This is a genomic window from Veillonella parvula (assembly GCF_032577575.1).
In the GTDB taxonomy this organism is placed as follows: Bacteria; Bacillota; Negativicutes; order Veillonellales; family Veillonellaceae; genus Veillonella.
In genome coordinates this window covers 270,693-285,342 of the sequence record NZ_JAWFVO010000002.1, presented here as the reverse complement: position 1 = coordinate 285,342, position 14,650 = coordinate 270,693, and the positions used below count along the sequence as shown (strand labels likewise).

At 39.7% G+C, this 14,650-nt stretch carries 12 protein-coding genes; 7 read left to right on the top strand and 5 right to left on the bottom strand.

The window, feature by feature from the left end:
- Positions 1-64 precede the first annotated feature (64 nt).
- The 4 genes from E7K77_RS05235 to E7K77_RS05220 form a co-directional block, all read right to left on the bottom strand.
- Positions 65-1,165 carry a metal ABC transporter permease gene (locus tag E7K77_RS05235; protein ID WP_128114341.1) on the bottom strand — a complete coding sequence of 367 codons (1,101 nt, stop codon included), beginning with the start codon at positions 1,163-1,165 and terminating at the stop codon, positions 65-67.
- Entirely contained in the window at positions 1,162-2,127 is a 966-nt protein-coding gene (locus E7K77_RS05230; protein ID WP_325306386.1) for a metal ABC transporter permease, read from the bottom strand. Before E7K77_RS05230 ends, E7K77_RS05235 begins: the two co-directional genes overlap by 4 nt.
- On the bottom strand, positions 2,124-2,855 hold the full coding sequence (locus E7K77_RS05225; RefSeq protein WP_004697906.1) for a metal ABC transporter ATP-binding protein: 732 nt from the start codon (positions 2,853-2,855) through the stop codon (positions 2,124-2,126). Before E7K77_RS05225 ends, E7K77_RS05230 begins: the two co-directional genes overlap by 4 nt.
- Before the next feature lie 110 nt (positions 2,856-2,965).
- The gene (locus E7K77_RS05220) at positions 2,966-3,907 is read right to left on the bottom strand and encodes a metal ABC transporter solute-binding protein, Zn/Mn family (protein ID WP_195213508.1); all 942 of its coding nucleotides are present in this window, start codon (positions 3,905-3,907) and stop codon (positions 2,966-2,968) included.
- A 464-nt stretch (positions 3,908-4,371) separates the two neighbouring features.
- On the opposite strand from E7K77_RS05220, the gene E7K77_RS05215 reads away from it, so the two are divergent.
- The 6 genes from E7K77_RS05215 (at position 4,372) to cooS (ending at position 12,654) form a co-directional block, all read left to right on the top strand.
- Entirely contained in the window at positions 4,372-4,749 is a 378-nt protein-coding gene (locus E7K77_RS05215) for an energy transducer TonB (RefSeq protein WP_012863799.1), read from the top strand.
- 10 nt (positions 4,750-4,759) lie between these two features.
- Positions 4,760-5,107 (top strand): energy transducer TonB, encoded by a 348-nt coding sequence (locus E7K77_RS05210; RefSeq protein ID WP_004697914.1) that lies wholly within the window; start codon positions 4,760-4,762, stop codon positions 5,105-5,107.
- Positions 5,108-5,336: 229 nt separating this feature from the next.
- The gene (locus E7K77_RS05205) at positions 5,337-6,953 is read left to right on the top strand and encodes a PAS domain-containing protein (protein WP_278456715.1); all 1,617 of its coding nucleotides are present in this window, start codon (positions 5,337-5,339) and stop codon (positions 6,951-6,953) included.
- A gap of 368 nt (positions 6,954-7,321) precedes the next feature.
- Entirely contained in the window at positions 7,322-8,950 is a 1,629-nt protein-coding gene (locus E7K77_RS05200) for a phosphoenolpyruvate carboxykinase (ATP) (RefSeq protein WP_195213506.1), read from the top strand.
- A gap of 230 nt (positions 8,951-9,180) precedes the next feature.
- Entirely contained in the window at positions 9,181-10,086 is a 906-nt protein-coding gene (locus E7K77_RS05195) for a LysR family transcriptional regulator (RefSeq protein WP_195213505.1), read from the top strand.
- A gap of 408 nt (positions 10,087-10,494) precedes the next feature.
- A complete protein-coding gene (gene cooS, locus E7K77_RS05190; RefSeq protein ID WP_077708012.1) occupies positions 10,495-12,654 on the top strand; it encodes an anaerobic carbon-monoxide dehydrogenase catalytic subunit in 2,160 nt (719 codons plus the stop codon).
- A gap of 169 nt (positions 12,655-12,823) precedes the next feature.
- On the opposite strand, the gene E7K77_RS05185 is transcribed toward cooS, so the two are convergent.
- The gene (locus E7K77_RS05185) at positions 12,824-13,609 is read right to left on the bottom strand and encodes an MBL fold metallo-hydrolase (RefSeq protein WP_195213504.1); all 786 of its coding nucleotides are present in this window, start codon (positions 13,607-13,609) and stop codon (positions 12,824-12,826) included.
- A 161-nt stretch (positions 13,610-13,770) separates the two neighbouring features.
- Here E7K77_RS05185 and E7K77_RS05180 point away from each other — a divergent pair, with 161 nt between their 5' ends.
- Positions 13,771-14,370: a TetR/AcrR family transcriptional regulator gene (locus E7K77_RS05180; RefSeq protein WP_195213503.1), complete on the top strand. Its 600-nt coding sequence runs from the start codon at positions 13,771-13,773 to the stop codon at positions 14,368-14,370.
- The last annotated feature ends 280 nt before the right edge of the window (positions 14,371-14,650 follow it).

Genomic DNA, 14,650 nt, shown 5'->3' with positions numbered 1-14,650 from the left:
GAAATCTTTGCAGAGCAGCATTGATTTCAGCTTCTTTTTGTTGGGAAAAGTAGTGGTATTGTATTTAAATAATCTCTTTAACTTGTGCTATACCCTTATCAGTAAGCACGTAGTGTCCATTTGTCACATATAATAGACCTTGTTTCTTTAGCTGTGAAGCAGCTTGATGCGTATAGTCAGGTCTCCAGTTCAAATGCTCGTGAATGGTACCGATGCCGTTTTCAACGTGCGCAATAGGTGTATCCATATGCGTATAAATGTGGCACAGCATCATCGTTTCTCGATAGTGACGACGCAAATGACGTTGACGGCGGTATGTGGCGATATAGCCTGTCTTTGGTGTTGCGATAACAGCGATAATCAGTGCGATACCGATGGTGGTTGCAATGGAACCCGCGATGGATACGTCCATGGTGAAAGCTACTTCCGTACCGACGACGGCACAGATAATACCGATGATGATACTGCTAGTAAGCATGGCTTTCACAGAGTCAGTCCATAAATAAGCGATGACCGCAGGCCCAATCATGAGGCCGATGACGAGAATGGCGCCTACCGCTTGGAACGAGGCCACAACGGTGAGGGATACCATGGTCATGAGTACATAGTGGATGAGGACTGGCATAAAGCCGAAGAGCCCCGCTAGTAGCGGATCAAAGGTGGAGAGTTGCAATTCCTTGTAGAACAGCATGACTAAAATTAAATTGATGAGCGCCACGCCTAGGGAAATCCATAGCGATATAGGCCCCAAGTCGGTGCCGTTCACAATCCATCGATCAAAGGGGGCAAAGGCTATTTCGCCGAGTAATGCGGTATCTACATCGAGATGAGCGTTACCACTGTATAGGCTGACTAGAATGATGGCGATAGAGAATAGAAGCGGGAAGATGATGCCGATAGACGCATCTTCGTTGACAAGCCCCGTATTGTGTATCATTTCCGTAAGCCATACGGTGCCTACACCAACCAAGGTAGCCCCGACGAGTAGAAATGGAGAGTTTAAATCTTCCGTCATAAAGAAAGCGAGCACGATGCCGAGGAATACGGTGTGCGTAATGGCATCGGCCATCATGGACATGCGACGCAATACGAGGAAGACACCAGGGATGGCACATGCGATGGACACCGCAATGGCAATGAGCAATATCTCTGTATGAACTGTCATGAGGCACCTCCTATGCGAGGTTGTGCGTCCTCTGCTACGTAAATACTTTGCTGTGCCTTGGATTTGGGATCCCTTGTGGTTTCTAACAATAATGCGTGCTTTGACCGTCTATTTTTGCGGAACTGCCAGAGCATACCTCTGTTAGGAGCAAAGATGAGACTCAATAATACGAGAATCGATAAAATGACAATGATAGCTGGACCTGTCGGTAATTTGGGGACCGCTGTACTCCAGATAGTACCGCCGATGGCAGATATCATGCCGAAACATCCTGCTAATATACACATGGTGCCCAGTTTGTTCGTCCACTGTCTTACCCCAACGGCGGGTGCAATGAGGAGAGAGCTAATCAAGATAGCCCCTACCGATTGAATGCCGATAATGATGGTCATGATCAATAATGAACGATATAAAATAAGGGTGAAAGTGACGGGAATTTGTAGTGTTTTGGCGTATTCCACATCGAAGGAGATAAGCTTTAACTCCTTCCAGAATAATGCGGTTAACACTATGATGATGAGCGCCGCAGCAGATGTGATGTACACGTCGCGCGCTAATATGGTGGCTGCCTGTCCAAATATAAATTTTGAAAGTCCCGCTTGACCAGCATCGTTTAAGCTTTGTACATAGGTGAGCAATACCATACCGAGCCCAAAGAAGGCGGAGAGTATAGTGGCTAAAGCACCATCAAATTTGATTTTGCTGTTTTCTACGGTGATGGTAATGAGCCAAGCCGCAGTGATAGAGGATAGGGCAGCACCTGTGATGAGAACTTCGATGTCCTTGATGCCCGTCAGCAAGAAGGCAATGACCACACCGGGTAGTGCCGCATGAGATAGGCCGTCACCGATGAGGCTTTCCTTGCGAAGTACCGCAAAGGTACCAGCGATACCGCTAGCGAGGCCTAATAAAGCTGTGCCGAGCAGTACCATTTGCGTCGTATAGGATTGGAGTATGGTCATACAATCCTCCCCTTGCCGTAGGTACGCTCAATAGCTTCGTCCGTAAATGTATCTGCTACGGGGCCATAGGCGACAGTTTGTTTGTTTACCATCGTTACCCAATCGAAATATTGGGGCACCGTATTCAAGTCGTGGTGGACGACGATAACCGTTTTGCCTCGAGCTTTCATTTCTTGTAAAAGCGAAATAATAGCATGCTCTGTGGTTTTATCGACGCCCTTGAAGGGTTCGTCCATGAGGTAAATATCTGCCTCTTGGACGAGAGCTCTTGCGAGGAAGACGCGTTGTTGTTGTCCCCCTGAAAGCTGGCGAATTTGTCTGTCCACATAGTCGCTCATGCCCATTTTTTCAATCATGGAGAGGGCGAGTTCCTTATCCTTTTTGCTAGGTCGCTTGAACCAACCTAGATGACCATAACGACCCATGAGTACTACATCTAGTACGGTAGTGGGAAAGTCCCAGTCTACGCTACCACTTTGAGGGACGTAGGCGATTTTCTTGTAATCGTTTTTGTCCATCGCTAAGTGGTGATCGATATAAAATTTTACACTTCCTGAGATAACTGTTAGTAGACCGAGCATGGCCTTTAATAATGTGGACTTACCGGCACCATTAGGGCCGACAATGGCCGCTAAGGAACCGATGGGTACCTTCATATCTACGTCCCATAATACGGGTTTTGTCGTATATGCTACGGTCATATCTTCAACTTCAACGGCCCATTCCATGGAAACCTCCTTGTATTAATGAGTGCTGCTAGCTGTGAATTGCTAGTAGCATATGTACTTACATAGGGAACATAAATTTTATGTCACCCTCGTTTTAAAAATGGTATATATTATTTTAATGCCTTAGCGATGGTATCTATATTTGCTTTCACCATACCGATATATGTACCGCCTTCAGTGCCTTCGGAGCCGAGAGAGTCGGAATATAATTCGCCACCGATGGCAACATTCCAGCCTTTAGCCTTAGCTGCTTCTTGAACGGCTTCAATTGTTTTATGTGGTACAGAAGACTCTACGAAAATCGCTTTAATTTTGTGGTCTACGATATATTGAACCAGTTCATTCACATCTTGTGTGCCTGCTTCTGTAGCAGTGCTTACACCTTGCAAACCTTTTACTTCAAAGCCGTATGCGCGAGCGAAGTATTGGAATGCATCATGAGCTGTTACAAGCACGCGAGATTCTTTCGGAATAGATTCTGCTTGAGCTTTAACGTACGCATCAGTTTCATCTAACTTAGTAAGATATGCGTCATAGCGTTTTTTGTAATCTTCTTTATGAGCCGGATCGGCTTTCGCAAGACCTTCGTATACTGCTTTTGCTGCTAGTTTCCAGTTAGCAACGTCAAACCAAATATGAGGGTCTTTTGTTTTTACACCATCTTCTTCGTCAAAGTCGAGCAATGTAGCTGGATCAATGGCATCAGATACGCGGATGGTCGCTTTATTTTGCTTTGTTAGATTATCGAAAATGGAACCCATTTTACCTTCCAAGTGAATGCCGTTGTATACTACAACATCTGCCTTAGACATAGCGGTTACATCGCCTGCGCTAGCTTGATATAGATGAGGGTCTACACCAGGTCCCATGAGACCTTGTACGGTTACATGATCACCGCCGATTTCTTTTACTAAATCCGTTAACATCGTTGTAGTAGCTACGACATTAAGTTTTTTCTGACTATCTTGGGCTGTGTCTTTTCCGCAGCCTGCAAGGGCAAATACTATAAGTGCTAATGATACGACGACTAATAAAATTCGATTAAATTTCATAATAAGCCTCCTTTTTAATAGATACTAAATTTAAAAACATTAATGACTTTGTTTGAGGGAAATATTTTGTTCTAATAATGAAATAATTTGAAGAAGGAAAATATCTCTCTGAATCTAAACGGAAAAATAGCCGCTACTAACGTAGCGGCTAGTGGCAGTTATACGGTCTTCTGCTAAGGTCAAAATAATCTAGGGAATAAGTGCTTGTAGATGGCTAGGCCCAATGAGGGCAACGATACCAAGTACCATCATGACCTTCATTTGAATACGCTTTCTACGTCTCATGATGAACCTCCTTTGTGTAGTTTTTTGTCATATCAACTAGATATGTGAGTCCGGACAGTTATCTTGAATTCAATATATCATAAATGAAAAATTTTATCAATAAGAATTTATTCTTTTAATATTCATCTTTATTTAGTATGATATTATGCATAGGTAAAAGGTTAATAAGGAGGCTTCTTATGAATAAATTATTCCGATACGCTGCTGCAGCAGTACTCGTTGCATCTTTTGGCATGTTAAGTGATTATACAGCTGATGCAGCGAAGTTTTTAGAATCTCCAAGAGAGGTTACTATTGTAAAACCTGAGTTGCCTGAAATCCCTCAAACCGCTACGGTAGCGCCTGATATGCGCGTACGCTTCTTGATTGATAAAAAAGGTAATGTTAAAAATGTTTTCGTAGAGCGCTCTTCTGGATATGCTCCCGTTGATGAAGCAGTAAAAAAAGCAATTTTGCAGTGGAAGTTTACCCCTGCTATTGGCACAGATCAAAAGGCACACGAATCCATTATTGGGATGACAATTACTCTGCCTAAGCAAGCTGTGAAAGCTAAATAAGGAGAAAATGATGAATAAAGTGTTGCGTTGTATTATCTTAAGCTCATTGTTTGTAATGAGTATGGTAGCTTCTGTGTTGGCAGCTCCATATGATCCACCAGTAGCTATAGCTACACCACCTATTGACCGAGCATTGCTCGCTGCTTATGGTGAAGCTGCTCATGGTGCAGATATACGTTTTACCATCAAGGAAGATGGTTCTGTAGGAGACGTTGAAGTTGTCTCATCTAGTGGCTCTAGTGCTCTTGATGCAGCCATTGTTGATACTATTTCTAAATGGAGATTTAGTCCTGCCACAGATTCTAATGGTAAACCTGTAGCATCTTCTAAAACTGAATATATTGATTTTAAAAACTAATCAAAGGCACTCATACAGAACTGCACTCCAAAAATTGGACACAATTTTTGAAGTGCAGTTTTTGTATGCCAAAATATTCTAAAAAATAAAGTAAGGTTATTCACTTTCATAACATTGGATTCGTAAATTTTAAAAATAAATCAAAATTGTATCTGTAGCAACTGAAAATTACTTTCAAAATGGTATAATAAAAATATAATTATAGATTAGCCCGTGGAGGTATAAGCATATGAATCCATTAAAACAAAAGCTAGATATTAACAATGAACGTTACAGAATTATTGTGTCCATTAAAGAAGATTATTTAGATGGTAAATTGTCCTTAGAAGAGGGCAATCGCATTTTAAAAGAGAAACTAGGTACTTGTACACCTGATGAGTTTGCCTATGCAGAGCAAAGCTTGAAAGGTGTTTACAATGACGAAGAAATCCTAGAGAAAATGGATGATCTCTTAGATCTATTTGATGGCGTTTTGGTGCGTGCTGAAAATGAGTATCCTGAGAACCATCCGTTGTGGGCGTACTTGGAAGAAATCAACGCTGTTGAAAAGGTAGCCCTTGAAGCAGACGAATTGTTGAAACAAGAGAAGTTTATCAAAAATCCGTGGCTCGGTGTTTTTGATTCCTTAGCAGAGTGGAGAACTCATCTATCTCGTAAGCAAAATCAACTGTATCCAATGCTTGAGGACCACGGTTTTGACCGCCCAACGCGCATTATGTGGACCTTTGATGATGCTGTGCGCGATGCTATCTCTGCATCCTATGCATTGCTTCGGGAAGATAAGTATGAAGAATTCCTAGCGTCTGTGCCAGAAACTTTGGCGAAATTACGGGATTTGAATTCTAAAGAACTAGAAGTCTTATTGCCAACATCTTATAAATTGTTGAGTGACGAAGAGTTTGTTCGGATGAGTAAAAATGACCATGAAATTGGTTATGCTATCATCAATGCGCCAGGTTTATATGTAGTGCCAGGTATTAATGATTCTGCGGCGCAATTGAATGGCAATAATTCAGCTCAAGGTGGTGCTGTATCTAACGAATTTTTAAATGATTTAGCTGGCTTGCTATCTAAATATGTAGGCCCTGTTGGTGGGGCGCCCGCTGGTAAGGATGCAGTCCTCGATGTAGCAACGGGTAAATTGACATTAGAGCAAATTAATTTGTTGTTCCGTCATTTACCGGTAGATTTATCCTATGTAGATGAAAATGAACTAGTTAAGTTCTACAGCGATACGGCACATCGTATTTTCCCTCGCAGTGCGAACGTTATCGGCCGTGAGGTGAAGAATTGTCACCCTGCAAAATCTGTTCATATAGTAGAGGAAATTGTAGAGAAGTTCCGTTCTGGCGAACAAAGCCAAGCGGAATTCTGGATTAATAAACCAGGCTTGTTCATCTATGTTATCTACACAGCAGTACGCGATGAAAATGGTAAATTCCGCGGCGTATTGGAAATGATGCAAGACTGTACTCATATCCGTGAACTTGAGGGTTCCCGCACATTGTTGACTTGGGATAAAACTGATTTTGTAGGCGATGGTGGTAAAGAAAAATCCTTGGCTCAAGAGGCAGCAGAAGAGGTAGAAGAAGAACCATTAACAACTGATGCAAATGGTCGATTCCATATCGATGCAAAAACAACATTATCTAATCTAATTAAACAATGCCCGGATATTGTAGATCATTTGATTTCTTTAAATCCTAAATTCGAGAAATTAAAAACACCTATGGTAAAAGTAATGGCTAAGGTAGCAACAATCAAGATGATGGCAGAGCGCGGTGATTTTGAGGTAGATGATCTAATTAGTAAAATCGATGCATTTATCAATAAAGATAAGAAATAATTGCATTTTTTAAACGTGAAAGAGGCAAGTGCTTAGGACCTTGCCTCTTTTTCGTTTAGCTATTTGACTAGTTGATTTGTAAATATAACTAGTTACTTTGTAACTATGTCTAGTTTTTAAGGTGTTCCATTGCATACTAATAGTTTTATGCCGCTAGGTATTAATTTATTACATTACAAATGTGTTGCACTAATTCAAAATAAACATACATTAATTTCCTATAAATCATTTGTTTTATGTATACAAATTTGATTGAAAAGGGTAAAATAGAAAATAATGAAAGTATTTGCCTTAGCAGTGTTTTCATGTACAACATTACTTTTACAAGAGAAATTACTAATATATTTAAAGGTGAGGATCTAGATACTATGTCGACAAGACGCGTTTGGAAGCAAAGTGAAATCAAAACAAACCCATTATTTTCTATGATGCGCAGTACAATTGAAACTGCATTCTATGGGAACAATGTAACTCCTGTAACATCTGTGGCACAAGCGTATCAATTAGCCTCTGAAGAGCCAGGTGTTATCGTCCTCGATATGCCAGTATTTAAACCGTTAGAGCAAGGTTTGCCAGCTGATGCAAAGGTTCTTGTTACAAACGATGGTAAAACTACTGGCCGTTATGCTAAAGCTCGCCGCATTATTGGCGATGAAGGCATAGATGAAGTTGAACTCGCTAACATTGCACGTGACGCAGTATATGATAGCCGCAATAAAGAGTGGATTTCTGCGGAATCTATCGTTGGTCTTGATAAAAAATTCACAGCTCGTGCTCATTTGATGATTCCAAAAGATCACGCGTCTATTTTATATTCTTGGCTTATGAACTTTAAGTTCTTTGATGCGGCTGTAAAAGAATTCTACAACGATAGTGTGGACATTCCGGAAGGCGATATCTATATTTACTCTGATCCTGACTATGTTGTGCCAGGTCATCCAGGTGGTCTTGCTATTTTTGATCCTGCTCATAACTGTGCCATGATTCTTGGTATGCGCTACTTCGGGGAGCATAAAAAAGGTACGCTTACACTTGCGTGGTCCTTGGCAAACCGCTTTGATTATGTTGCATGCCACGGCGGTATGAAACGTTACAACCTTGAAGGTGGTAAAACATATACTATCGGTGTATTCGGTTTGTCCGGTTCCGGTAAATCCACATTGACTCATGAAAAACATGGTGGTCGATATGATATTTCTATCTTGCATGACGATGCGTATGTTATCAATACAAACGATTTGAGTTCTATTGCTCTCGAACCTACATACTTCGATAAAATGCAAGATTATCCTGTGGAACATCCTGCTAATGAATTCTTGTTAACACTACAAAACGTAGGCGTAACAATGGATGAAGATGGTCGCAAGGTTGTATTGGCCGAAGATGTGCGTAATAGCAATGGTCGTGCTATCAAATCTCAATTCTGGACAGATAATCGCGTAAACTACGTTGGTGAACCTGTTAATGCCATAGTATGGCTTATGAAAGATAAAACATTGCCACCTATTCTTAAAATTGATGATCCAGTATTGGCATCTACTATGGGTGCAACGCTGGCAACTCGTCGTTCTACAGCGGAAAAACTGGATGCTCATGTCGATCCAAATGCACTCGTTATCGAACCATATGCAAATCCATTCCGTACATATCCATTGGTTCGTGATTATGAAAGCTACAAAAAATTATTTTCTAAATGTGGCGTAGAGTGCTACATCATGAACACAGGCTTCTTCTTGGAAAATAAAATTCCTAAAGAAGTTACTCTTGATTTGTTAGAGCGTTTGGTGGAAGGTACATTGGAATTCAAACCATTCTGTGAATACGAAAATCTTTCCTATGTAGAGGTACCAGGTTTTGAACCTCCATTCGAAGTACGTGAATACCATCACCAATTACACCAAGCTTTCGAATTCCGTTATGACTATGTGGAAAAACTTAAAGGTCATAAAAACGAATTACCTCAAGAAGTATTGGATGTACTTAAATCTTTAATGTAATCTAAAAATTAAAAAGGACTGTAATAGAATGCGGCTCTATCGCATCCTATATGTAGTTCGTTTAACTTATAAGACATACCAAGAAATTTAGCTTTGTAAGACACTAAATTTCTTGGTATTTTTATTTTTCCCCATGTATATGTAACATATATTTTAGTAATGTATAGCTATAATAGAAATAATGTTTTATTATAAGACTTGTATACGGACATAGTTATAAGGACTTCTATATGGACATAAAAGACATTAAATATATTAGTACCATCGTTGAGATGGCATCATTTTCAAAGGCATCTAAAAAATTATATATTTCTCAGCCGGCGTTGAGTCAGGGGATTCGTCGTATTGAAGCAGAGCTAGGCGTTACGTTGTTTGTTCGTGATCGCACAAAAGTCGTGCCAACTGCTGCGGCGTTACAAGTTGCAAAAGAGGGCATGCCGTTAGTTTTAAAGGCGGAGGCTTTAACGCAATCTATCATTAATCAAGGCACAGATGTAGCCTATCATGTGCGTATCGGCTTGTCTCAATTCTATGGACATCATATGCTTGGGAAAACATTGAAAAGCTTTCAACAGATTGAACCGTCTTGGGAGTTCCATGTTGTAGAGGGTGAATCTCACTTTTTGGAACAGCAAATTTGTGATGGCTTAGTAGATGTAGGGTTATTCCCAACGCCGATTTATTCTCAGGATCTTGAAAGTTATCCCGTTTTAGATGAGCAGATTTTATTGGCCATTAGTGTGGAAAATAAGAAGGCTATAGCCATTGCAGATTCTCTCATGACTGGTGATGGAATTCGAGAAATTGCACCCTTTGGAGCATTTCCGTTTATTTTGCTAAGAGAAGGACTCAAATTACGGACGTTGGTAAACCGTTTATGCCAAGCGGAATGCTTTGTGCCCAAAGCCGTCATTGGCTCTGAAACTCTAGATTCATGCCGGTCCTTGGTAGAAGATGATTATGGTATTACATTCTTGCCGAGCACGCTCAATAGAAAGGGGGATGACGATAAGGTTAAATTCTATCCTCTTGCATCGAAACTTTGTTTCCGCCAATTAGTTCTTGTGGCGAGGTCTGATCGGGCAAAACGTTTCCATTTATCTGAAGTAGCACATATCATGCTGCAATTTTTGTAGTGTATAGGTATAAAGATGGTTAGGTGGCATATCCTGAGGGGTGGATCATATTAATAAATTAATAATTAATATATAAATTAATACGTAAATCAATCAATTAATCAATAAAATAAAGAGACTAATTCCTGTAAAATTTAGGAATTAGTCTCTTTTTATTTATGAAAAGAAACTGAAAGAATCGAATTAAATAAATATAGTAATTATCATATTCTTAGATATAGATGCGTCAAAAATTTCTCAAATTCTAATTGACAAATGTCTTTTCAGAAAATATACTTATAGTAGATTAAAACATATTTAGGAGATAGGATTTAAAACCCATCATTGTAGTGGATTTAAAGTGAATTAAAAGTAGAATATGTTTTTGTTTTTATTGGTTGGCCTATGTAGGCCCCTAGGAGGTTTCAAATGAGTAAAGATGTGGAAAATAAAAATACCCATGAACACAATCATGGTGAACAACATGGTCACGACCATAATCATGAACATCATTGCCACTGTGGCGGTCATGATCATCATGGTCACGACCACGATCATCAACATGACCACGATCATAGTCATGCAAAGGCTCTTCCGACGGATAAATGGGTGCCACACACTCATGAACCAGGGGTACCTCATGAACATGGTGTAAATGACTACATGAAAGCTGTTGCTGAGTATCGTAAAACATGGCCTACAAAACAAGATGTAATTGAACAAACACCAGATCCTGCTGTGCGTGAAATGATTCTTCGTATGGAGCAAATCGGTTGTGATACGGTATTTGACCGCTTTGATAAACAACAACCACAATGTACATTTGGTATTGCTGGTATATGTTGTCGTATCTGTTTCATGGGCCCTTGTAAAATTACACCTAAGAGTCCTCGTGGTGTCTGCGGTGCGGATGCTGACCTCATCGTAGCTCGTAATATGACACGTGCTGCTGCAGGTGGTTTGACTCAACATGGTGCACATGCTCGTGAAATCTTGATTTCTTTGAAAGCTGCTGCTAATGACCAATTGGACATTCCAATTTTAGGGGAAGAAAAAATCCGTACTGTATGTAAGGCTTTCAACATCCCTGAAGAAGGTCGTTCCTTGAAAGAAGTGGCTAATGATTTAGCAGATGTATTGCTCGAAGATTTGAGCCGTGCATTGCCAGGTGAATATAAAACAATTACAGCTATGGCTCCTGCAGAGCGTCGCGAAGTTTGGAAAAACTTGGATATCTTGCCTGTTTCCGCATACAATGAAGCCTTTGATGCATATCATCGTACAACCGTAGGTACAGATGGCGATTGGGAAAGCAACATGAAACAATTCTTACGTTGTGGTCTTGCGTTCACATTCACAGGCGTAGTGGCCGCAGATATCGCTACTGATGCATTATTCGGTCAAGGCGGTCGCCGTACATCCAAAGTTAACATTGGAGCCTTGAAAAAAGGGTATGTTAACATCGCTGTTCATGGTCACTTGCCAACATTGGTTTCTCAAATTTGTAAGATTGGTGCGTCCGAAGAGTATTTAGAAAAAGCAAAAGCTATCGGAGCTAAAGGTATTCAATTCTATGGTATTTGTTGCTCTGGCTTATCCAGTATGTACCGCTATGAAAATGTTATTCCATTGTGTAATGCTATCGGCGCTGAGCTCGTACTTGGTACAGGCGCACTCGATTGCTGGGTAGCTGACGTACAAGACGTATATCCTGCTATCATGGACGTAGCACGTTGCTTCAACACAAAGGTTATCACTACGTCTGATGCAGCTCGTTTACCAGGTGCTGAACACATCGGCTACGATCATCATCACACTAACTTGGCTGAAACAAAAGATTTGGCTCGCAAAATTTTGGATCGTGCTCTTGAAGCTCATGAATTGCGCAAGGGTATGCCTGTATTCATTCCGCCATATGAAATTACTGCAGAAGTTGGTTTCTCTCCAGAATCTACTGTTAAACATTATGGTTCCTTCAAACCATTGGCAGAGGCATTAAAATCTGGTAAAGTTCGCGGTATCGTTAACGTAGTAGGTTGTTCCAACCCTCGCGTTATCTACGAAAAAGCAACTGTAGATATCGTTGATACACTTATTAAAAATGGCTGTATCATCCTTACAAACGGTTGTGCATCCTTCCCATTGATGAAACTTGGCTATTGCAATACAGATGCTAACAAAAAATGTAGCCCTGCATTGCAAGAGTTCTTAGGCGATGATCAACCACCAGTATGGCATGTGGGCGAATGTGTAGATAATGCACGTTCCTCCGGCATCTTCGGTGGTATTGCTGCAGAGCTCGGCCTTAATTTACCACAATTGCCATTTGCTATGTCTAGCCCTGAATGGTCTAACGAAAAGGGTATTGATGCATCCCTTGGCTTCCGCTTGATGGGGATTAACTCTTACCACTGTGTTGAGCCGCCTACACAAGGCTCTGATGCCGTTACAAAATGGCTTAAAGAAGATACTAAGGATATCTTAGGCTCTGTTATGTATGTAAATACGGATCCTGCTAAAGTAGCTGAGAAAATCTTGGCAGATATCGATGAAAAGCGTGCTGCTTTAGGTTGGGCTGAAGTAAAATAGTTTATCTTTTGATAGATTATAATTTGTAGTTAAGTATAAAAACACCCTCTATAGATCTTATAGTTATTATGACTATTAGAATTAAGAGGGTGTTTTTTATTGTTTGTGGATCGATTTTTTACTAGTCTTGTATTGGCCGTAGTATAATGTACTAATTGTTTTAGACCTATTAAAGTGTGATGGTTTCACCATCTTCAGGCACTGCTACATGGCTTTCAATGTTGGTGCCTTTGATAAATTTGCGCACATCCTTACGACTTGTTGCAGTATGATTAACTGTATCCATGTGAACCGCAATAATTTTAGCCTCTGGTTTACGTACCACCATGCGGGCAATATCTTTTGTACCCATAATAATACTATCTTCAAAGCCTAAAATTTGAGCATATCCAGTGTTCATAATAATAACGTTAGGGTCGAAGCGAAGGAGGGCCTTCTCTACATCACTTGTCCAAACTGTATCGCCTACAAGGTACACAGTTGGTTCGTCTGCTGCTTCAAAAATAACGCCCATCGCATCGCCTGCTAATGGTGCGAGAACTGGATTTGCATACATTTCTACAGTGCCGTGGGAGCCACCTGTTTTTCTTAATGTGATACCATTAAACTCCAGACTTTCAAAAATAATGCGTACATCGTTAAAACCTTGAGTAGTAATAAGTTCTTTGTCCGCTGTATTTTGTACAAAAATAGGAAGTGATTTTGGAATAGAATTGATTGCCGTATCATCCCAATGATCAAGATGTGTATGTGTAACTACTACTGCTGTTACATCGTTTAATAGCTCATCCATTGATACAGGCAAATCAACCATAGGCATTCTTTGTTGATAGTTAAATGTTCCTTCAAAGCCAGGATAAGTATCTTTTGGTGCTAAGAATGGATCAATAAGAAATGTTGTGTTTTTTATTGTTAATTTTCCCGTTGCATTTCGAATGTGAGTATATTGTGTCATAGTTATCTCCTTAATTGAATTATTATTGATTTAATTGAATAGATTATTATTTGTAATCTCTAGAATTAGTGTACCTTGTTTTGTTATACTAGTCTCAACAATAATTAACACTCTGTTTATTAATAGACATATTGTATAAAAGTGTCTATATTGGAGGTTTTATGATAACTCGAAAAGAAATGACACGTATATTGTTAAAAGAAGGGTTGCTTAGTTGTTTAAAGAACCATTCTTTTGAGTCTATAACAGTAACATTGTTGTGTAAAACGTCAGGTATAACTCGTTCTACTTTTTATTTACACTATAGTAATATCATGGAAATTGTTGATGATTTAGTGGATGATGCAATCGCTTATTCAAAGCCAGGAATGGTAGATAACAATAATTTACAAACTATAGCTAACACCTTATCAGCTGCTTCTAATTCTGTTTCGTTGAGAGAAGCATACGATTCTATTTTTGATAGATTGCCTTTATGTCAGCGTATTATACGACATAAAAAGTATTTACCTTTATTTTTGGATGAACAAATTTCAGAATATGTATTACAACGCATTATACGGCGTGAAAAAGATCGGCAAGGGCTTGTTATGGCAGAAGCACTTGGGGTTTCATTTGATGTGGGCGTATCTATTTTTTTATTTTTAGTACACGGACTATATGCTGTTAATAAAGAATATAAGTGGTCTCAAAGTGATGAGTGGTTAGAAGCTCAGAAAATTATTTTTGAACTCGTTTATCGTGGTTTACAAAGTAAATAGTATTCAAACTCGCTTATGTTTTAGTATTCTATGAATTTTTTAGACAACGAAAAAAGGACTCCATTGGGAGTCCTTTTTTCATGTAAGGGGAGTGTTAGTATTAATATCAAATGAAACATGTATTTAAACAAGTAGTAGGTTTGGGGTTAGTATTACTTGTCGGGAGATAAATACACGTACGGCAACCAGGGAATTGTTACCTCTATCTATCATTTGACATTATCATTATAGGAATGGTAAATGAGTTAAAAATGAAGAAATTTAATAAATTTCTTTAAGT

Excerpts from the sequence above, each read along its gene's own strand:
- E7K77_RS05180 (WP_195213503.1), top strand. The coding sequence starts at position 13,771 with ATGATAACTCGAAAAGAAATGACACGTATATTGTTAAAAGAAGGGTTG.
- E7K77_RS05230 (WP_325306386.1), bottom strand. The coding sequence starts at position 2,127 with ATGACCATACTCCAATCCTATACGACGCAAATGGTACTGCTCGGCACA.
- cooS (WP_077708012.1), top strand. The coding sequence starts at position 10,495 with ATGAGTAAAGATGTGGAAAATAAAAATACCCATGAACACAATCATGGT.
- E7K77_RS05215 (WP_012863799.1), top strand. The coding sequence starts at position 4,372 with ATGAATAAATTATTCCGATACGCTGCTGCAGCAGTACTCGTTGCATCT.
- E7K77_RS05235 (WP_128114341.1), bottom strand. The coding sequence starts at position 1,165 with ATGACAGTTCATACAGAGATATTGCTCATTGCCATTGCGGTGTCCATC.
- E7K77_RS05205 (WP_278456715.1), top strand. The coding sequence starts at position 5,337 with ATGAATCCATTAAAACAAAAGCTAGATATTAACAATGAACGTTACAGA.
- E7K77_RS05210 (WP_004697914.1), top strand. The coding sequence starts at position 4,760 with ATGAATAAAGTGTTGCGTTGTATTATCTTAAGCTCATTGTTTGTAATG.
- E7K77_RS05200 (WP_195213506.1), top strand. The coding sequence starts at position 7,322 with ATGTCGACAAGACGCGTTTGGAAGCAAAGTGAAATCAAAACAAACCCA.
- E7K77_RS05225 (WP_004697906.1), bottom strand. The coding sequence starts at position 2,855 with ATGGAATGGGCCGTTGAAGTTGAAGATATGACCGTAGCATATACGACA.
- E7K77_RS05195 (WP_195213505.1), top strand. The coding sequence starts at position 9,181 with ATGGACATAAAAGACATTAAATATATTAGTACCATCGTTGAGATGGCA.
- E7K77_RS05185 (WP_195213504.1), bottom strand. The coding sequence starts at position 13,609 with ATGACACAATATACTCACATTCGAAATGCAACGGGAAAATTAACAATA.
- E7K77_RS05220 (WP_195213508.1), bottom strand. The coding sequence starts at position 3,907 with ATGAAATTTAATCGAATTTTATTAGTCGTCGTATCATTAGCACTTATA.